The 18,096-nt window shown below is 67.3% G+C and carries 20 protein-coding genes; 15 read left to right on the top strand and 5 right to left on the bottom strand.

All coding sequences use genetic code 11. The annotated features are described in order from the left end of the window. Positions 1-44: 44 nt before the first annotated feature. Positions 45-875, bottom strand: coding sequence for a bifunctional hydroxymethylpyrimidine kinase/phosphomethylpyrimidine kinase (thiD, locus tag R3E10_16810; protein MEZ4417418.1), 831 nt, complete (start codon positions 873-875; stop codon positions 45-47). A gap of 4 nt (positions 876-879) precedes the next feature. Between thiD and R3E10_16805 the strand changes: the two genes are divergently transcribed. After that, positions 880-1,725 carry an RNA methyltransferase gene (locus R3E10_16805; protein ID MEZ4417417.1) on the top strand — a complete coding sequence of 282 codons (846 nt, stop codon included), beginning with the start codon at positions 880-882 and terminating at the stop codon, positions 1,723-1,725. Then, a complete protein-coding gene (locus R3E10_16800; protein ID MEZ4417416.1) occupies positions 1,725-2,498 on the top strand; it encodes a prepilin peptidase in 774 nt (257 codons plus the stop codon). Before R3E10_16805 ends, R3E10_16800 begins: the two co-directional genes overlap by 1 nt. A 40-nt stretch (positions 2,499-2,538) precedes the next feature. Here the strand turns inward: R3E10_16800 and R3E10_16795 are convergent, their stop codons facing one another. The 3 genes from R3E10_16795 to R3E10_16785 all read right to left on the bottom strand — a co-directional run bounded on the left by R3E10_16795 (position 2,539) and on the right by R3E10_16785 (position 5,514). Further along, positions 2,539-3,180, bottom strand: a complete 642-nt coding sequence (locus tag R3E10_16795) for a gamma carbonic anhydrase family protein (protein MEZ4417415.1) — start codon at positions 3,178-3,180, stop codon at positions 2,539-2,541. A 2-nt stretch (positions 3,181-3,182) separates the two neighbouring features. Further along, on the bottom strand, positions 3,183-4,439 hold the full coding sequence (locus R3E10_16790) for a hemolysin family protein (protein MEZ4417414.1): 1,257 nt from the start codon (positions 4,437-4,439) through the stop codon (positions 3,183-3,185). Positions 4,440-4,512: 73 nt separating this feature from the next. Continuing rightward, on the bottom strand, positions 4,513-5,514 hold the full coding sequence (locus tag R3E10_16785) for a MoxR family ATPase (protein MEZ4417413.1): 1,002 nt from the start codon (positions 5,512-5,514) through the stop codon (positions 4,513-4,515). Positions 5,515-5,862: 348 nt separating this feature from the next. Here R3E10_16785 and R3E10_16780 point away from each other — a divergent pair, with 348 nt between their 5' ends. From R3E10_16780 to R3E10_16730, 11 genes are all read left to right on the top strand, one after another. Beyond that, entirely contained in the window at positions 5,863-6,126 is a 264-nt protein-coding gene (locus tag R3E10_16780) for an AtpZ/AtpI family protein (GenBank protein MEZ4417412.1), read from the top strand. Beyond that, positions 6,123-6,503, top strand: coding sequence for a hypothetical protein (locus R3E10_16775; protein ID MEZ4417411.1), 381 nt, complete (start codon positions 6,123-6,125; stop codon positions 6,501-6,503). Before R3E10_16780 ends, R3E10_16775 begins: the two co-directional genes overlap by 4 nt. Continuing rightward, positions 6,504-7,436 (top strand): F0F1 ATP synthase subunit A, encoded by a 933-nt coding sequence (gene atpB, locus R3E10_16770; GenBank protein MEZ4417410.1) that lies wholly within the window; start codon positions 6,504-6,506, stop codon positions 7,434-7,436. Positions 7,437-7,499: 63 nt separating this feature from the next. Further along, positions 7,500-7,775, top strand: a complete 276-nt coding sequence (locus R3E10_16765; GenBank protein MEZ4417409.1) for an ATP synthase F0 subunit C — start codon at positions 7,500-7,502, stop codon at positions 7,773-7,775. Between the two features lie 65 nt (positions 7,776-7,840). Then, complete coding sequence (gene atpF / locus R3E10_16760) at positions 7,841-8,431, top strand: F0F1 ATP synthase subunit B (protein MEZ4417408.1); 591 nt, start codon at positions 7,841-7,843, stop codon at positions 8,429-8,431. Further along, positions 8,428-8,973, top strand: coding sequence for an ATP synthase F1 subunit delta (gene atpH, locus R3E10_16755; protein ID MEZ4417407.1), 546 nt, complete (start codon positions 8,428-8,430; stop codon positions 8,971-8,973). Before atpF ends, atpH begins: the two co-directional genes overlap by 4 nt. Before the next feature lie 57 nt (positions 8,974-9,030). Continuing rightward, positions 9,031-10,578 carry a F0F1 ATP synthase subunit alpha gene (gene atpA, locus R3E10_16750; GenBank protein MEZ4417406.1) on the top strand — a complete coding sequence of 516 codons (1,548 nt, stop codon included), beginning with the start codon at positions 9,031-9,033 and terminating at the stop codon, positions 10,576-10,578. 8 nt (positions 10,579-10,586) lie between these two features. Continuing rightward, positions 10,587-11,450: an ATP synthase F1 subunit gamma gene (atpG, locus tag R3E10_16745; protein ID MEZ4417405.1), complete on the top strand. Its 864-nt coding sequence runs from the start codon at positions 10,587-10,589 to the stop codon at positions 11,448-11,450. 16 nt (positions 11,451-11,466) lie between these two features. Beyond that, a complete protein-coding gene (gene atpD / locus R3E10_16740; protein MEZ4417404.1) occupies positions 11,467-12,885 on the top strand; it encodes a F0F1 ATP synthase subunit beta in 1,419 nt (472 codons plus the stop codon). After that, entirely contained in the window at positions 12,885-13,169 is a 285-nt protein-coding gene (atpC, locus tag R3E10_16735; protein ID MEZ4417403.1) for an ATP synthase F1 subunit epsilon, read from the top strand. Before atpD ends, atpC begins: the two co-directional genes overlap by 1 nt. 26 nt (positions 13,170-13,195) lie before the next feature. Then, positions 13,196-14,017: a PHP domain-containing protein gene (locus tag R3E10_16730; GenBank protein ID MEZ4417402.1), complete on the top strand. Its 822-nt coding sequence runs from the start codon at positions 13,196-13,198 to the stop codon at positions 14,015-14,017. Between the two features lie 73 nt (positions 14,018-14,090). On the opposite strand, the gene R3E10_16725 is transcribed toward R3E10_16730, so the two are convergent. After that, the gene (locus R3E10_16725; protein ID MEZ4417401.1) at positions 14,091-15,668 is read right to left on the bottom strand and encodes a lipopolysaccharide biosynthesis protein; all 1,578 of its coding nucleotides are present in this window, start codon (positions 15,666-15,668) and stop codon (positions 14,091-14,093) included. Between the two features lie 191 nt (positions 15,669-15,859). Here R3E10_16725 and R3E10_16720 point away from each other — a divergent pair, with 191 nt between their 5' ends. Together R3E10_16720 and R3E10_16715 are read left to right on the top strand one after the other, a co-directional pair. Beyond that, positions 15,860-16,699: a phosphosulfolactate synthase gene (locus R3E10_16720; GenBank protein ID MEZ4417400.1), complete on the top strand. Its 840-nt coding sequence runs from the start codon at positions 15,860-15,862 to the stop codon at positions 16,697-16,699. Between the two features lie 7 nt (positions 16,700-16,706). After that, the gene (locus tag R3E10_16715) at positions 16,707-17,957 is read left to right on the top strand and encodes an ATP-grasp domain-containing protein (protein MEZ4417399.1); all 1,251 of its coding nucleotides are present in this window, start codon (positions 16,707-16,709) and stop codon (positions 17,955-17,957) included. Positions 17,958-18,096 lie beyond the last annotated feature (139 nt).

Below are 18,096 nucleotides of genomic sequence, written 5' to 3'. Positions count from 1 at the left end.
TTCGATGGACCACCCTGCGCTGCGATCGGCCGCTCCGCGACCGGTCAGCGCACCAACGGGGACGCCCACGCCGGTGGAGGCGTGAAGTGATCGACGGGTCCCGATCCCGCACCCAGGCCTGGCGCACGCTCGATGGCCTGCGCTACGAACGCGACGGCCGCCTCGGTCGCCTCAGGCAAAGCCCGTCCCCAGGCGAGCCCGGCCGTGACGGCGGCGGACAGCGTGCACCCGGTTCCGTGCGTGTGCCGAGTCGGGATCCTTCGGTGCGCGAAGCGATGGATCCGTTGGCCGTCGAACAGTACGTCGACCAGGGTCTCGCTGGGGGCGGGACCGTGTCCGCCCTTCACGAGCGCGGCGGCCGCTCCCATGGCAACCAGCGTGCGGGCGGCTCGCTCGGCGTCCTCGGGCGAATCGATCGCCTGACCGGTGAGCAGCATGGCCTCGTCGCGATTGGGCGTCACCAGCGTGGCAAGGGGGAGCAAGCGCTCCCGGATTCTCTGCTCGGCTCCCTCGGCGAGGAGTCGATCGCCGGACGTTGCCACCATGACCGGATCGACGACCAACGGGCGCCAGCTCCAGCGTTCCACGGCGTCGGCTACGGCGTCGACCAGCTCGGCCGAGCCCAGCATGCCGCTCTTGATCGCCGCCGGCGGAAGGTCGGTGGCCAGGGCCTCGACCTGGAGTGTGACCACATCGAGGGGGACCGTATGCACCGCGCGCACACCCAGCGTATTCTGCGCCGTGATCGCGGTCAGGACGCTGGTCCCGAAGACGCCGAACTGGTGGAACGTCTTCAGGTCCGCCTGGATTCCGGCGCCCCCTCCAGAGTCCGAGCCGGCAACCGTACACGCGATAGGGCGACGATAGGGTTTCACGGGAATGAAGAGTAGAAGGGAGGGCCGGCGCGAGAAACCTCTTGGGGGGCTCGCGGATTCGACCCGCCGCCGTGTCCAGCGCCTGCATCGGCGCAAGCAGCGCGAGCGGGAGGCGCAGGTTCTGGTCGAAGGCATCCGTTCGGTGCGTCAGGCGCTCCTGGACGGGGCCCGCCCTTCTCTCGCGCTGTGCTCCCCCCGCTTGGAGACCCTCGAGGGTGGCGCGGCGCTTGCTCATTCCCTGGCGGCCTCTGCGGACAGCGTCCTGGACGTCGCGGACGAGGATCTCGCCGCCGTGTCTGCCACCGAGAGCCCCCAAGGCGTGCTGGCGGTGGTTGCGGAGCCCGGGCGCGTCGATCTGGCAACCCTAACGAGAGGAGCGGGCGTGGTCTTGGTGTTGGACCAGGTGCAGGACCCGGGGAACGTGGGCACGCTCATCCGATCGGCGCGCGCGTTCGGGGCCACCGGTGTGGTGGCGCTGGACGGGACCGCGGACCCCTGGAGCCCCAAGGCGGTGCGGGCCGCCGCGGGCACCTGCTTCGGCATCCCGGTGGCCCAGTGTACCGTTGCGCGTTGGCGGGAGGCGGCGGACGCCTCCGGAGTTCAGGTGCTGATCGCGGAAGCGAGTGGCGCCGCCGTCGAGGACGTTCCCGAGACCAGCGCAGCACGCGCCCTCGTGGTCGGAAACGAAGGCGCAGGCGTCCGCTCCGAGGTCCGAGCCCCGGGCGCCCGGACCGTGGCCATTCCGTTGGCGGGGGGGGTCGAGTCCCTCAACGCAGCGGTGGCCGGGTCCGTGTTGTTGCACGCGCTGCGGGGCCACGGCCCCAACGCTACTCGCGGGGGACGAGTGTGATGATCGGACCGGTGGCGGATCCGGTGCTGGCCGGGATTCTCGGCTTGATGCTTGGTTCCTTTCTGAATGTGTGCGCCTACCGGTGGCCCCAGGACGAGTCCGTGGTACGGCCGCGGTCGCGATGCGGTGCCTGCGGCATGCAGATCGCGTGGTACGACAACATCCCGGTGGTCTCCTGGGTGATCCTGCGCGGTCGCTGCCGTCGGTGCGGTTCGCGGGTTTCCGTCCAGTACCCGCTCGTCGAGCTGGCTACGGGCCTCATCTGGGCCGGGAGCTTCTACGCGCTCGGTACGCAGGCGGAGGCGGCTCGGGGAGCGGTGCTCATGACCCTTCTCCTGGGCATCGCGCTCACGGACGCCCGCTTCTACATCATTCCCGACGAGTTCTCGGTCGGCGGGACCGTACTCGGTCTCGCGTTGTCCTTTCTCCCGGCGGGTATCGAGCCGCTGAGGGCGCTCATCGGTGCTGCAGTCGGATTCGGGTTGTTGTGGCTGGTGGCGCTTCTCGGGAAGGCCGCGTTCAAGAAGGACGCGATGGGAGGGGGCGACATCAAGATGATGGCGATGATCGGTGCTTTCCTGGGGACCAGCGGCGTGCTGCTCACCCTGTTCCTGGGATCGCTCCTCGGGTCGCTGATCTTCGGGCCGATCGCGATCAAGACGGAGAAGTTGGTCCCCTTCGGGATCTTCCTGTCCTTGGGCGCGGCCGTCACCTACGTGTGGGGGGAGCCGCTGCTGCAGTGGTATACGGTCTCCATCCTGGGTATGGGTTGACCGCGATGGCGGGGGCCCCTGTTTCTGTGGATACGGTCCGCTAGGGGTCCGAGCAGTCCCTCAGGTAGCCGCAGTTGGGGCAGACGACCTTGCAGTGCCGGTCGTACATCGAAAAGCCGCAACGCTCACATACCTGCAGGGCATCGTCCGGAGCGGCTCCGTAGCCCTGGGCCAGGTACTGCCGTGAGAGCTCCACGTAGTGGCTCGAGGAGCGGCCCACCCAGGTGGCCGATGAGCCCTGCAGTGATTTCTTGAGGGTGGCGGGAACGCCCGCGATCACGCTGCGGTCTTCGAAATGGGCCTGCTCCTTCACCACGGAGCCCGCACCCACCACGCAGGCCTCTCCGACCACCGCCCCCGGCAGGAGCACCGCGTTCATCCCCACCAGCGTGCCGCGGCCGACCGAACAGCTCTCCAGGCGAGCGCCGTGCCCGATCGTCACGTCGTCGTCGATGGACGTCGGAGCCGGATCCCCTACGTGCACGACGCAGTTGTCCTGCACGCTTACGCGGGCGCCGATCACGATGGAATTGCGAGGGTGGTCGCCTCGCAGCACGGCGCCGAACCAGACCGAGGACCCCGGTCCGATCACGACGTCGCCGATCACCACGGCCGTCGGGGCCAGGAATACATCCGGGGCGATGCGGGGGGATTTCCCCGCGAAGGGCACGACCAAGGCCACCGTCAGCTCGCCTCGGCTCCAAGGACGGGGGACCGGCGGCGAACTCGGGCCTTGAGAACCTGGGTTTCCGAGGCCTCCATGACCTCGACGAGCGCGTCGGTGTGTTCGACCACCTCACCGGCCTGAGGCACGTGCCCGAGCTCCTCCAACACCCAACCGTTCAAGGAGCGGTGTTCGAGGTGCGGAAGCGAGATGTTGATCGCGTAGTTGATCTCGCGGAGCTCGGCCGCCCCCTCCGCGATGACCTCGGATCGCGACACACGATGCACCGACGGTTCCTCCAGATCCGTCTCGTCACGAATGTCGCCGACCAGCTCCTCGAGCACGTCCTCCATCGTCACCAGCCCGTCGGTGCCTCCGAATTCGTCGGCGACGATGCCCATGTGGATCCGTCGACCCTGGAAGTAGCGCAGCAGCTGGGTGAGCGGGAGCGATCCCGGCACGAACAGCGGCTCCCGCGCCAGGCGGGCCAGGGGAAGGTCACCTCGTCCGGCGGCGAAGGCTCGGTAGGCCTCCCGGACGTACATGATCCCCGTGATCTCGTCGATGGTCTCGTGGTAGACCGGGACCCGGGAGTAGGGCACCTGCCCCAGCTCGGGCACGATCTCGGCCAGGGTGAGGGAATCACTCCAGGCGAAGATCTCGACCCGCGGCGTCATGACGTCCCAGGCGGTGCGTTCGTCGAGACGGAAGGCCCGCTCGACCAGATCGTGTTCCTCCTCGCCCACCACACCCGCCTCGCGGCCGAGCGCGGTGATGGCGCGAAGCTCGCGCTGACCGCGGGTCGAGCCGTCCAGCGAGTCCTGTCGTTCCAGGAAGCTCTCCAGTCCCGAAAGCGGTGCCATGAACGGACGCAGGGTCCTCACCAGCACCAGGAGAACGGGGGCGCTGACGAGTGCCAGCCGCACCGGACGCCGTGCCCCGAGCATGCGGGGAAGCACCTCCGCACCCAGGAAGGTGACGAGGGCGGCGAGAGCCAAGGCGAGAAAGCCACCACCGGCTCCCCAGCGTACCGAGGCCCATACCACGACCAGCCCCACCGCGCCGGTATCGAGGAGGAGGTTGAGCAGCAGAACGCTGGTCGCGGAGCGTGGGGCCTGCGCCCGTAGCTGGAGCAGCTCGGCGGCACCGCTGAACCCCTCTTCCTGCATGGCCCGGAGATTGGAGGTAGCCACCGAGCCGCACGCCGATTCCGCCGCGGACAGGAGGGCCGAGGCGAGCAGAAGGACGACCAGGGTGATGAGCCAGGCCGTGGTCATGGCCGGGGCCAAGCCGCCGGGCGGGCCATGCCGCGCCGCCGGGGGAAGGGGTCGTCGCTACAGGGACCTGGGTCTACGTCCATGACGTGCTTGACTGTACCAGCTCCGCGACCACGTCACGGGTAGTCCGATCGTCCGCTTCCGCTTCGAAATTGAGAACCAGTCGGTGCGCCAGGACCGCCGGCGCCACCGCCCGTACGTCGTCCACGGTGGGCAGTGCGCTTCCGCGCGCTGCGGCCTGCGCCTTGGCACCCAGAACCAGGAACTGCGACGCTCGTGGCCCTGCGCCCCAGGACGCGTATTTCTTGATCAACGACGGGGCGAGCTCATCCTCGGGACGGGTGGACCGCGCCAGCCGCACGGCGAAGGCGACCAGGGAAGGCGGGGCGGGGATCCGGCGGACCAGATGCTGGAGCTGGATCAGCTCGGCGGCGGCCACCACAGGGCGCAACTGTGAAACGGCATCCCCGGTGGTCCGCCTCGCGATCTCCTCTTCCTCGGCCCGCGAGGGATAGCCGATGGAGAGCTCCAGCATGAACCGATCAAGCTGGGCCTCGGGGAGGGGGTAGGTCCCCTCCTGCTCGATCGGGTTCTGTGTGGCCAGAACGAAGAACGGTGGCTCGAGGGTGTAGGTTTGACCCGCCGCCGTCACCGCACGCTCCTGCATCGCCTGGAGGAGGGCGGCCTGCGTCTTCGGCGGGGTGCGGTTGATCTCGTCCGCCAGGACCACATTTGCGAAGATGGGGCCGCGCACGAACCGGAAGACGCGCTTGCCCGTGGTGCGGTCCTCCTCGATCACCTCGGTGCCGGTGATGTCGGTGGGCATCAGGTCAGGCGTGAACTGGATCCGGCTGAACTCGAGGTCGAGGACCTCGGCCACGGACTGCACAAGAAGGGTCTTGGCCAGTCCGGGCACTCCCACGAGAAGGGCGTGGCCATTGGCCAGCAGCGCCGTGAGGATCCCCTCCACCACCTCGTGTTGTCCGACGATCCGCTGTTCGACCTCCCGCCTCAAGGTCTCTGCGACCTCGGCCACCCGCTTCAGAAGCGCCGCGTCGCGATCCTCCGATACCATCTGTCCCTGTGTCACCCTTGGGTAGGCCCTCCTTGGAGCCCTCGTCCGGCATCGCCTTGGTGCCCCGACCGCCGGTGCACTGGTGGCCGGTCGGCCGGGGACGGCCGGCCCCCCCTGGAGGACGACGCTGGGTTCCGCCGGCACGGGAATCGATCAAGCCGGACCCGCCCCCCGGACGCGGGGGGCCGCCAGCCTCCAGCGGGCAGGCGACCGGGCCGGCGGATAATGTCCGAAAAGGCCTTGCGGCGTCAAGCGATCCGGGCCTCGGAATGGGGCGGCCGATCCGCTTGCGCTTTTTTTCACAAGCGCCTAGAATAGTCAGGCTGTGGACCCCACGGAGGTCTTCCGGTGGCATCGAAGAAGCCCGAGCCCGAAGACGATCCGGGGAGAGTGTGGCGGGAGCAGGGACGCTACGTCGGGTTCGGTCTGACCTGGGCGCTGTCGACCCTGATCTTCTTCCTCCTCGGTCTGTGGCTGGACCAGCGGTTGGGAACGGTACCCTGGCTTTCCATCGGGGGCGCGTTCTTCGGAGGTGCGACGGGTTTCTACAACCTGTACCTCCACGTGATCGTGGAGCCGCGCAAGAGGCGAGAGGACCAAGAGGACACGTGACACGGTCGACGACCTTCGTTGGCGGATCGGTGCTGGCCGTTGGCCTGACCGCGCTCGCGTTGCGGTTGTTCCTTCCTCCCGTTTCCTGGTTCGGGGTGAGCCTGGCGGCGGCCATTGCTTTGACCACCCAGCTCGTGCTCTATGTGGCGCTGCGCCGGGTGCGGCGCGACCCCAAGCGCTTCGCCGTGGGCGTGGTCGCCGGGGCGGCGACCCGTATGGTCGTCTTGCTGGGTGCGATCATTTGGCTCGCGCTCTCTCCCACGGCCTGGGCCGTCCCGTTCCTGCTGGCGCTGACGGTCTACCTGGTGGCCCTGTTGTTGTTCGAGTCCGTCCTGGAGAACCTCGACCTCATGCGGCCGCGCGCCGCCCATCCGTAGATGCTGGGACTTTCCTTTCTGCAGGAACATGCCGGTGAGGCGGCCCAAGCGGCCGAACACGCCGCCGAGGCCGCCGGGCACGGCGAGGGTGCGTTCGACCTGGGCGAGATGCTCTCGCACCACATCCTGGACGCTGCCGAGTACGAGCTTCCCCTGATCGGTCCGGTGCACTTCCCGCACTTCGAACCGATCCATCTCGGTCCCATCGCCCTGGACCTGTCGCCCTCGAAGCACCTGGTGCTCATGCTGCTGGCGGCACTCCTCAGCGGGCTGGCCATGTTGGTGGTCGCCCGGGCCGTGCGTCGCAAGTACGTGGAGGACGCTCCCAGCGGCTTCGCCAACGCGGTCGAGGCCATGGTGGTGTTTTTCCGCGACGACGTGTGCAAGACCAACATCGGCCACGGCTACGAGAAGTTCGTGCCGTTCATCCTGACGTTGTTCTTCTTCATCCTCACCATGAACCTCTTCGGGCTGTTGCCCTGGGGGGGGACCGCGACAGGGAACCTCTCGGTCACGGCTGCCCTGGCGGTCATCACCTTCCTGGTGGTGGAGATCGCAGGCTTCATCAAGCTGGGGCCCGTAGGATACGCGAAGACGATCTTCTTCATCCCCGAGGGCACGGAAGGGGTCTGGAAGATCATCATGCTGTTGGTGATGACCCCGGTGGAGCTGCTTTCGAAGTTCACCAAGCCGTTCGCACTCGCGATCCGGCTGTTCGCCAACATGACAGCCGGGCACATGCTCATCTTTTCGCTGCTCGGCCTGATCTTCGTGTTCCAGAGCTACGTCGTGGCCCGCTGGTTCGTGGCGGGGGCGTCGTTTGCCATGGTGAGCGCCATCATGCTGCTCGAGCTGCTGGTGGCCCTGATCCAGGCGTACATCTTCGCCATGCTTTCGGCCGTCTTCATCGGCCTCATGCAGCACGAGCACTGACGCACAAGTTCAACCTGGTTGCAAAACCGTAATCCCTAGGATGGAGACACCATGCTGCACGCAATGCTGACCGCGGTCCAGGAAGGCGCGGCGAACCTCGATCCCGTCACGGCCAAGAACTACCTGGCCCTGCTCGGTGCCGGCATCGGCGCGGGTCTGGCGGTGATCGGAGCTGGCCTCGGTATCGGCCGGATCGGTGACGGCGCGACCCAGGGTATCGCGCGCCAGCCCGAGGCGGCCAACGACATCCGCGGACTCGCGATTCTGCTCGCCGCCTTCGTTGAAGGCGCGGCACTCTTCGCGATCGTGGTGGCGGCGCTGTTCAAGTTCATCAACTAGGGTCTGGGATCCGGGAGCGCCGGACCTGCCGGCGCTCCCCGCCCAGGAACCCTGCGGGAATACCGATGAAGAACCTGAAAAGAACCGCCGCCGTCTTGGCGCTGGTCGCTTGGCCGACCGCACTGAGCGCGCAGGATGCGAGTGGGTGGGACAGGCTGTTCAGCGTCGATTGGGGATTGTCCTTCTGGACGGTGCTCACCTTCGGGGCGCTGCTCTTCGTGCTCACGCGCTTCGCCTGGAAGCCGCTGCTCTCAGCGCTCGACGCGCGCGAGGCTCGCATCCGCGCGACCATCGAAGACGCGCGGCGGCTGAAGGAAGAGAGCGAAACGCTCCTCGAGGAGAACCGCCTGCAGCTGGCCGAAGCCCGACGCGAAGCACAGCGCATCGTGGCCGAGAGCCGCGAGGCCGCCGAGCGCGTGCGCAAGGACATCGAAGAGAAGGCCCGGCTGGAGGGTCAGACCCTCCTCGAGCGGGCCCGTCGTGACATCGAGCACGAGCGTGACGCGGCCATCGAGGCGCTCCGCAAGGAGTCCGTGGAGCTGGCCCTTTCGGCGGCTTCCAAGCTGATCCAGCGCAACCTGGACTCCGAGTCCGATCGCGCGTTGGTCATGGACTATCTGAGCCGGATCTCGAAGAGTCAGGGAGCGGAGGCGTGAGGGACGAGTCCGTCGCCCGCAACTATGCCGAGGCGCTGCTGGAACTGGCCGAGCGTCATGAAGGAATCGAGGCGTACGGCTCCTGGATGGAGTCGGTGGCCGAGCTCATCGCCCAGAACCGGAAGCTGGCTCTCTTCCTGGGTACGCCGCGCATCGACGCACAGGCCAAGAAGCGGGTGCTCAAGACCGCGCTGGGAGATCAGGTCCCCCGTCCGTTCCTGAACTTTCTGCTGATCACCATCGACAAGCGTCGGCAACGCTTGTTCGGCGCGATCAACGAGGCCTACCAACGGCTCCTGGACGAGCGCTTGGGTAGGGAGCGGGTGGAAGTGACCGTGGCGCACCCATTGGACGAGAATGCGCGAGCGGAGTTGGCCACGCACCTCAGCGGGTTGCTCGGCAAACAGGCCATTCCCCAGGTGCGGGTGCGGCCGGACATCCTGGGGGGCGTGGTGGTGAAGTCCGGCGACCGGATCTTCGACGGTTCCGTGCGCCACAAGATGGAACGCCTGCGGCGCCGGATGCTCCAGACGGAGCTCTGAGCGGCATCGCCGGCGAGAGAACAGCAACGAACCTTAGGCCCTGAGGAACGATAGACGATGGCAACCGCGGATTCCCAGCTCCGGGCGAGCGAGATCAAGGGCGTTCTGCTCAAAGAGATCGAGCGCTACGACGAGCAGCTCCAGGCCGAGGAGATCGGCGAGGTGCTGGAGGTAAAGGACGGGATCGCGCGGGTCTACGGCCTGACCAAGGCCATGACCAGCGAGATGCTCGAGATCGTCTCGAGCGAGACCGGCGAGGCGGTGACCGCCCTGGCCCTGAACCTCGAGGAAGACAACATCGGCGCCGTCATCCTCGGAGACTGGACGGGGCTGCGTGAGGGAGACCAGGTGCGGCGCACCGGACGCGTGCTGGACCTGCCCGTGGGTGAGGGCTACGTCGGGCGCGTGGTCAACCCCTTGGGCGAGGCGATCGACGGCAAGGGCGCGATCGCCGCGGAGACGCGCCGGGCCATGGACATCGTCGCTCCCGGAATCGTCAAGCGTCAGCCAGTGAAGGAGCCCCTGCAGACGGGGATCAAGGCGATCGACTCGATGATCCCGATCGGACGGGGGCAGCGCGAGCTGATCATCGGCGACCGCGGAACGGGCAAGACCGCCATCGCTATCGACACCATCATCAACCAGAAGGACACGGGCGTCATCTGCATCTACTGCGCGATCGGTCAGCGCGCGGGCAAGGTGGCCAACGTGGTCGAGATCCTGCGCGAGCAGGGAGCGATGGCCTACACCATCGTGGTGGCGGCCAGCGCCTCCGATCCGGCTCCCATGCAGTACATCGCGCCCTACTCGGCTACGGCGTTGGCAGAGCACTTCATGTGGCAGGGCAAGCACACGCTGGTCATCTACGACGACTTGTCGAAGCAAGCCCAGGCCTACCGTCAGCTGTCCCTGGTGCTGCGCCGGCCTCCGGGCCGCGAAGCGTACCCCGGGGACGTGTTCTACCTGCACAGCCGGCTCCTGGAGCGGGCTTCCAAGCTCTCCGACGAGCATGGCGGCGGCTCCTTGACGGCCTTGCCCATCATCGAGACGCAGGGCGGGGACGTCTCCGCCTACATTCCTACGAACGTGATCTCGATCACCGACGGGCAGATCTTCCTGGAGCCCGATCTGTTCTACGCCGGCGTGCGACCTGCCGTGAACGTCGGGATCTCCGTGTCGCGTGTGGGCGGCAACGCGCAGATCAAGGCGATGAAGAAGGTCGCGGGGCGTCTTCGCCTCGACCTGGCGCAGTACCGTGCCATGGAGGCATTCGCTCAGTTCGGCTCCGACCTCGACGCGGCCACCCAGCGCCAGCTGGCGCGGGGCCAGCGCACGATCGAGGTGCTGAAGCAGCCGCAGTACCAGCCGATGCCGGTGCAGAACCAGGTCGCCATCATCTATGCCGTGACCAACGGATACCTGGACACGGTGGACGTCAGCGACGTCAAGGAATGGGAGCACGGCTTCCATGACTACATGGCGGCACAGGCGCCCGGGCTGCTCTCAGGGATCCGGTCTTCCGGTCAGTTGACCGATGAGCTGGAGAAGGAGCTGATCGAGGTGATCGGCTCGTATCAGGCCGCCTTCCAGGCGCGCAACGGTTAGGATCGACCGTGGCCAAAGCACGCGAGATCAAGCGACGGATCCGCTCCGTCGACAATACGGCGAAGATCACACGCACCCAGGAGATGGTCGCCACCTCCAAGTTGAAGCGTGCTACCGACCGTGTTCACGCGGCACGCCCGTACGCGGAGGCCATCGGCGACGTGGTGAAGAGCCTCTTCTCCCCGTCGCTTGGGAAGGAATACCCTCTGCTGCGCCAGCCTGCCGAGGTCCGTCGGGCAGCCGTGCTGCTGCTTACGGCCAATCGAGGTTTCGCCGGGGCCTTCAACGCCAACCTCATCCGCGAAGGCAACCGCCTCTTGCACGAGTTGCGTAGCCAGGGGATGGAGGTGGAGTTGCACGTGGTCGGGAAGAAGGGGGCTGTGTACTTCCGTTTTCGGGGTGAGCCCATCGCTTCTACGGACCTCTCGGTGACGGATCGCCCCACGCCGGAGGATGCCGAGCGGCTCGTGGCACCGCTCCGAGATCGATTCGCGGCGGGCGAGCTGGACGCCGTCTACGTGATCAGCTCGATCTTCAGGTCGGCCATGTCCGCCCCGCCGGTGTCCCGTCTGTTGCTGCCCGTACAGGCGGAGCCCGGGGCCAAGTCCACGGCCGACGCGTTCATCCTATCTCCCTCCGCCGGTGACATTCTGGAGGGCCTGCTTCCCGCCTACGTCCGAAACACCGTGTATCGGTCGCTCGTGGAGAATGCCGCGGCCGAGCAAGGTGCTCGACGCACGGCGATGAAGAACGCGACAGACAAAGCGGGCGAGATGCTCGAGTCGCTCACACGCACGTACAACCGGGCGCGCCAAGCCCAGATCACGCAGGAAATCGCGGAGATCGTGGGTGGCGCCGCCGCTCTCGAATAGCGGAGATCAAACCGTCATGGCGAACGTTGGAAAGGTCGTCCAGGTCATCGGCCCCGTCCTCGATGTCGAGTTCGACCCCGAGAACCTGCCCGAGATCTATAACGCGCTCTCTCTGAAGGGCACCACCGAGAGCGGCCAGAGCATCGATCTGGTGGCCGAGGTCCAGCAGCACATCGGGCGCGGACAGGTGCGCGCGGTCGCGATGTCGTCGACGGACGGCGTGCTGCGCGGCATGGACGTGCTCGACACCGGTCAGGCGATCACGGTTCCGGTCGGTGAGGCGGCGCTGGGCCGCATCTTGAACGTGCTCGGCGAGCCGGTGGACGAGATGGGCCCCGTGGGCGAGGGCCAGAAGCTGGAGCGCTGGCCGATCCACCGCGAGGCTCCGCGCTTCGACCAGCTCGAGCCCAAGACCGAGATCTTCGAGACGGGCATCAAGGTCATCGATCTGCTCGCGCCCTACGTGAAGGGCGGCAAGACCGGCCTCTTCGGCGGAGCGGGCGTCGGCAAGACGGTGATCATCCAGGAGCTCATCAACAACATCGCCATGGAGCACGGCGGACGTTCCGTGTTCTGCGGGGTGGGTGAGCGGACCCGTGAAGGCAACGACCTCTGGTTGGAGATGACCGAGTCGGGAGTCATCAAGCAGACTTCGTTGGTCTTCGGGCAGATGAACGAGCCTCCGGGTGCCCGCCTTCGGGTCGGGTTGGCTGGCCTGACCATCGCCGAGTACTTCCGCGACGTGGAGAAGCAGGACGTGCTTCTCTTCATCGACAACATCTTCCGCTTCACGCAGGCAGGCTCCGAGGTGTCCGCCCTGCTGGGGCGCATGCCCTCGGCCGTCGGATACCAGCCGACGCTCGGCACCGAGATGGGCGAGCTGCAAGAGCGCATCACGTCCACCCGCGAGGGCTCCATCACCTCGGTGCAGGCCATCTACGTGCCCGCCGACGACTTGACCGATCCGGCGCCCGCCACGGCCTTCACGCACCTGGACGCGACCACGGTGCTCTCCCGCGCGATCTCGGAGAAGGGCATCTATCCGGCGGTCGATCCGCTGGACTCGACCTCCCGGATCCTGGATCCGAACTTCATCGGCGAGCGGCACTACCGGGTGGCCCGGGAGACGCAGCGGATTCTGCAGCGCTACAAGGAGCTGCAGGACATCATTGCGATTCTGGGCATGGACGAGCTCTCCGAAGAAGACAAGGTGTTGGTGGGCCGCGCTCGCCGCATCGAGCGCTTCCTCTCGCAGCCGTTCCACGTCGCCGAGCAGTTCACCGGTCTACCGGGCCGCTACGTCAAGCTCGAGGAGACCATCGAGTCCTTCGAGCGTGTGGCAGCGGGTGAGTTCGACCACCTGCCGGAGCAGGCCTTCTACATGAAGGGCGGCATCGCGGAGGTCATCGCCGATGCCGAGAGAATGGCAGGCTGATGGCGGACCTGATGTTGCGCGTCCGCGTGGTCTCTCCCGAGCAGATCGTCTTCGAGGGTGACGCGGCTTCGATCGTGGCGCCAGCCTGGGACGGGCGTATGGGGGTGTTGCCCCGGCACGCGCCTCTGATTGCGGCGCTCGGTGCGGGTGAGCTCGCGATCGATCTTCCCGGAGGGGGCAGCCAGCGGTTCCATATCGCCGGAGGGCTCATTCGTGTCCAGAACGACGATGTCATCGTTCTGACCGATCACGTCGGCGAGGGAGTGGCTACGGTCCCGGCCTAGGCGGCCGAGGAGCGCGCGTTCCCAGCATGCGGATCGACCTCCACATGCACTCGACGGCTTCGGACGGCCAATTCGCTCCGGAGCAGGTAGCCCAGTTCGCGCGCGACGGTCGCCTGGACCTGATTGCGTTGGCGGACCACGACACGACTGCGGGCGTGGCGGCCGCCACCGCGGCCGGTGCCGAGCTATCCGTCGAGGTCATCCCCGCCGTGGAGATGTCCAGCACCCACGAGGAGCGCGACCTTCACATTCTCGGGTATTTCGTGGACCCGGCTGCGCCCGTTCTGTTGGAGCACGCAGACCGGGCCCGTACGTTCCGCGAGAGCCGCATGGTCCGCATCATCGAGCGTCTGGCGCGCCAGGACGTGCACGTGACCATCGAAGCCGTACGGGTCATCGCGGGAGCGGACGAGCGCCGCAAGAGCATCGGCCGTCCCCACCTGGCCAGGGCGTTGCTGGACGCGGGGTACGTGGCCACGGTCCAGGAGGCGTTCGACCGCTTCATCTCCGATGACCACGAGGCGTTCGTGCCCACGGCCCTGCAGTCCCCGGCCGAAGCCATTGCGCGCATCCACGAGGCAGGCGGCGTAGCCGTCTGGGCCCATCCGCCCCGCGAGAGCATGGAGTCCCTGCTCCCTGGGTTCGTCCGCGACGGTTTGGAAGGCCTCGAGGTCTACCGCCCCACCCACTCTCGAGAGTATCAAGCCCAACTGGAGCAGGCGGCCGGGCGGCACGGGCTCGTGATGACCGGCGGATCGGATTGGCACGGCACCAAGGACGGGACGCTGGGGACCTTCTACGTCGAAGCGCCCGAGATCGCGGAGTTCTTGGCGAGGCGGGGTCTGTAGCGTCCAGGCGCACCAGGGCCGACCAACCCCGGCCGCCAGCTGCTGAGACGAACCGTGACGCGCGACTTCGGACTCAACTCCGGAGGGACCGCACCAGCTCCAGCATCCGCACCGACTTCTCTCGGAACACCACACCCATGATCAGCCCATAGGCGATCATTCCCACCGCGCTACTCACAAACAGCGATACGACGGGCGCAGTGCCCCGCAGGAACTCCCACTCCACAAACAGCACGACCGCGGCCATTCCCGCCGTCCCGGCGGTGGCCGGCCAAAGGGCGAGCAGGTAGTTGCGTACCCGCAACCCCGATTCGCGGCAGGTCCAGCGCAGTTGCAGCCCAAAGGCCAGGACCGGATAGACGAGCAACCAGACCCAGGCCACGCCGACCATGCCCCAGCGCAAGGCCGCCACGACGAAGGCGGCCGGGAGCACCAGCGCTCCGAAAAGGGAGAAGCGGGATGCCAGGTCCGGGCGGCCGATCCCGATCAAGGCCGGGGACAGCACCGGCGTGATCGAGCGAAGGACGGCCGCCAGCGCCAGGATTCGCAGGGGTTCGATGGCTCCTACCCATTTATCGCCCAGCACCACCAGAACGAACGGTTCGGCCACCAGGGCCAACCCCACGGCGACGGGGAAGGTGATGATGCTCAGGGCCTGCGTGATGTTGCGAAGGGAGCGGCGGAACTCTACGGCATCGTCCTGCAGGCGCGAGAAGATCGGGAGGGCGATGCGCGAGACGATGCTCGTGATCCGCTCGACCGGTACGCTGGCCAGGTTCCAGCCGATGGTGTAGTCGCCCAGAGGCGACTTGCCGAAGATGCGGCCGATCACCCCGAAGTCCGCATTCGAATACGTGTACCAGCCGATGCGACTCAAGACGAGGTGGAACCCGAACTTCACCTCGGACAGGATGCTCCGCAGGTCTCGGGGCCACGCGATGCGGTGACTCCGGACCAGGAAGCTGGCGATGGTTCCCACCGCAGAGTGGATGAGGAGACCCCCGACCAGGGCCCAATACCCGGCGCCCAGCAGCGCCAGCGTGAGGGTCGCAAGCGCCAGGACCACCCCCTCGACCACCTCGATCAGCGCCAGCGCGCGAAACTGTAGGTCGCGGGTCATCAGGGAGCGAGGCACCACGCGCAGTGCTTCGGACACGAACTGGAGGCTCAGCGCCATCACCACGGGCCGGACTCCGGGCTCGGAGAAGAACCCAGCCACGAGTGGTGCGGCCAGCGCCGAGAGGCCGGCCAGCCCCAGGCCGGTGAGCAGCGCCACACCCCCCAGGCGCGCGATCTGATCCTCGCTCAGCCGGTCCTGGCGGTGCACGATGGCCGCGCCCACGCCGAACTCCGAGACAAGCGCGATCAGCCCTGTGAACAGCACGGCCATGCCGACGATGCCATAGTCGGCGGGGGCGAGGATCCGCGCGATGAGCAGCGTGGAAAGCCAGCGGACCAGCTGCACCGCGAACTTGCCGGCACTGGTCCAGGCGACCCCGGTAACCAGCGACCGATCCAGAGAGCCCGGGCTCGCCGGAGGCGGATCGCCGGGGCTACCCGGCGTCTGTGTCTCGGCCTGGAGGCGCGACGGAGAGATGGGAACCTCGGTGTGGATCGTTTCGGTCGATCGCTGCTCGATTCGATCCGGCAAGCTAGCAAGGCACATGCCGGCAGGCGAGGGGGCCGAGGAGGGGAAAACCCTTGAAATATGGTGATTTACGGGGTGCCGGCCTGCTGCGGAGGTCCGACGATGCGTGGCATCGATCTCGCAGCTTGGAGCCGACCGACCCCCGGCTCCCGGCTCTGCGCGTTGCGGAGGCCGACCCCGTCAGGAGGATGACGATGGCTGCGCAGTCCTTTCTAGACCTCCCCGAGCGTACGGAAAAGCCCCGTCAGAAGGGCCTGACCGTCCTGATCGACAACGGGGTGCCAGGGGGGCGTTTCCACGACGTGCTGGAATCGCAGCGCTCCCTGATCGACCTGGTGAAGTTCGGGTGGGGCACCGCGCTGGTGACGCCGGACCTCCAGCGCAAGCTGGGAGTGCTGAAGGACTGCGGCGTGGACTTCTTCTTCGGGGGGACGCTCTTCGAGAAGGCACTGCTGCAGGGCCGTCTCGATGGCCTGCGTGCGTTCATGCGCTCGTGCGGATGCACGCACATCGAGGTCTCGAACGGGAGCATCACGCTCAGCAACCGCGAGAAGGCTCGGTACATCCGGGAGTTCGCGGAGGAGTTCACGGTGCTCAGCGAAGTGGGCTACAAGGACGTGGCTCGCTCGCAGGAGCTGTTTCCTGCCCAGTGGATCGAGTACATCGCGGAGGACCTGGAGGCCGGGGCGCGCTGGGTCATCACCGAGGCGCGCGAGTCCGGGAAGTCAGGGATCTGCCGCGCGGATGGTGAGCTACGTTACGGGTTGGTGGCCGAGATCCTGGATTCGGCCCTGCCCAAGGACCGACTCATCTTCGAAGCGCCCAACAAGGAGCTTCAGGTCGAGTTCATCCGCCGCATCGGACCCAACGCCAACCTGGCCAACATCGCCCTGACCGACGTGATCGGGTTGGAGACGCTGCGACTCGGCTTGCGCTCCGACACCCTGATGACGTTTCCCAACACCCCGGCTACGGCAGCCCCCGCAGTCGAAGCGCAGCCGTCCTCGTCGCGGCCGCGTCTGGGAGTGGTCTGACGACGCTGTGTCGCTTGTCCTCATCGCCGGTACTCCGGGGCCGGCCGAGCTTTCGGCGGCGCGTGCGCTGTGGCGGGACGGTGACGTCTGTGATCTGATCTGGGAGCGCCCGCTGGGCGCTCGGTCCTGGAGCCGCAGCGTCCGACGCTGGCATGCCTCCCGACCCGCCTTCGCAGACCCGCTGGGCTACATGGCGGATGTCAGGGACCGGGTTGCCGGCGACGGTCATGACGTCGTGCTCCCCTATGGCCTTCCGGCCTACTACGCGGCGGTGCACCACCGCCACCTGCTCGAAGGGAAGGCCGCCTCGCTCCTCCCCTCCGTGGAGTCGTTCCGGATCGCCAATGACAAGGCGAGCACGGGCGAGCTCTGTCGCGACCTAGGGATCTCCGTTCCCCGGAGCTTCACTCCCGAGGACGAAGGTGACGTCCGGGCCTTGGCACGCGAGGCGCGCTTCCCGCTTATCGTCAAGCCGCGAAGCGGGTCGGCAACAGGCCTCCGCGTCGTGCAGACGGCCGATGAGTTGCTCGCTGCAGTTCAGACGCTGATGCAGCGGAGGGCCCGCGGTGCCGCGGAACGCTTCGAGGCTCCGCTCGTCCAGGAGTTCATCTCGGGACATCTGCACGATGCCTGCGCCGTGTGGCACGATGCCCGTCCGCTCGCGACCTTGACCCAGGTCCGGCAGGTGATGGTGCCGGTCTATGGCGGGGTCGGTGCCGTCAACGTCACGACCGACAACCCGACAGTGCGGGAGCTGGCGCACCGCGTCCTCGGCGCGCTGCAGTGGTCGGGGCCCGCCCAGGTGGAGTTCCGTCATGATCCTCGCAGCGGCGAATACCACCTGATCGAGATCAATCCGAAGTTCTGGGGGACGTTGGCCCTCTCGATCCACGCCGGGCTCAATTTCCCTGTGCTTGCCCGCGAGGCGGCGTTGGGGCGCGTCCCTACGCGTGAGCCGACCTACCGGGTGGGGGTACGTCGGCGGTTCACCTTTCCCCGGGCCCGGGAGGCCTCCCTCCAACTGAAGGCGCTGCTGGGCCGGAGCGCCGCGACGGTGCCTGGGGGGACAGCGGCTTCGTACGGGGATATCGACTGGCTCGACCCGGTGCCTGACCTGATGCGGGTGCGGGAGTGGCAACGAGGTCGCGGAGAGGCCCAGCGTCGAGCCATGGAGCTGGATTCGGCGCTCCGGCCGCTCATCACGCCGCCCGAGCAGCCCTGGGCCGGTCTGGGCAAGGGTCGGGCTCGGGCGCTCTGAGTCCCGTGTCCGAGCGCGCCCCTGCTGGGCCCGCGCGCTTCAGGGCGTAGACCGGCCGCGCCCGTTGACGTTGGCAACCCCCTTTTCTAGTTTTCCTCGCTACCCATCGAACGCCTGAGAAGGCGTGCGCCGGGTGGTC

The sequence above is a fragment of the Gemmatimonadota bacterium genome (genome assembly GCA_041390105.1).
In the GTDB taxonomy this organism is placed as follows: Bacteria; Gemmatimonadota; Gemmatimonadetes; order Longimicrobiales; family Gaopeijiaceae; genus JAGQIF01.
The sequence above is the reverse complement of the archived record's forward strand: the minus strand, read 5'-3'. Positions and strand labels throughout refer to the sequence as shown.

Coding starts and splice junctions, on each gene's coding strand:
- R3E10_16800 (MEZ4417416.1), top strand. CDS start 1,725: ATGATCGGACCGGTGGCGGATCCGGTGCTGGCCGGGATTCTCGGCTTG.
- R3E10_16730 (MEZ4417402.1), top strand. CDS start 13,196: ATGCGGATCGACCTCCACATGCACTCGACGGCTTCGGACGGCCAATTC.
- R3E10_16785 (MEZ4417413.1), bottom strand. CDS start 5,514: ATGGTATCGGAGGATCGCGACGCGGCGCTTCTGAAGCGGGTGGCCGAG.
- atpF (MEZ4417408.1), top strand. CDS start 7,841: ATGAAGAACCTGAAAAGAACCGCCGCCGTCTTGGCGCTGGTCGCTTGG.
- atpC (MEZ4417403.1), top strand. CDS start 12,885: ATGGCGGACCTGATGTTGCGCGTCCGCGTGGTCTCTCCCGAGCAGATC.
- R3E10_16765 (MEZ4417409.1), top strand. CDS start 7,500: ATGCTGACCGCGGTCCAGGAAGGCGCGGCGAACCTCGATCCCGTCACG.
- R3E10_16805 (MEZ4417417.1), top strand. CDS start 880: ATGAAGAGTAGAAGGGAGGGCCGGCGCGAGAAACCTCTTGGGGGGCTC.
- atpA (MEZ4417406.1), top strand. CDS start 9,031: ATGGCAACCGCGGATTCCCAGCTCCGGGCGAGCGAGATCAAGGGCGTT.
- R3E10_16790 (MEZ4417414.1), bottom strand. CDS start 4,439: ATGACCACGGCCTGGCTCATCACCCTGGTCGTCCTTCTGCTCGCCTCG.
- atpD (MEZ4417404.1), top strand. CDS start 11,467: ATGGCGAACGTTGGAAAGGTCGTCCAGGTCATCGGCCCCGTCCTCGAT.
- atpB (MEZ4417410.1), top strand. CDS start 6,504: ATGCTGGGACTTTCCTTTCTGCAGGAACATGCCGGTGAGGCGGCCCAA.
- R3E10_16720 (MEZ4417400.1), top strand. CDS start 15,860: ATGGCTGCGCAGTCCTTTCTAGACCTCCCCGAGCGTACGGAAAAGCCC.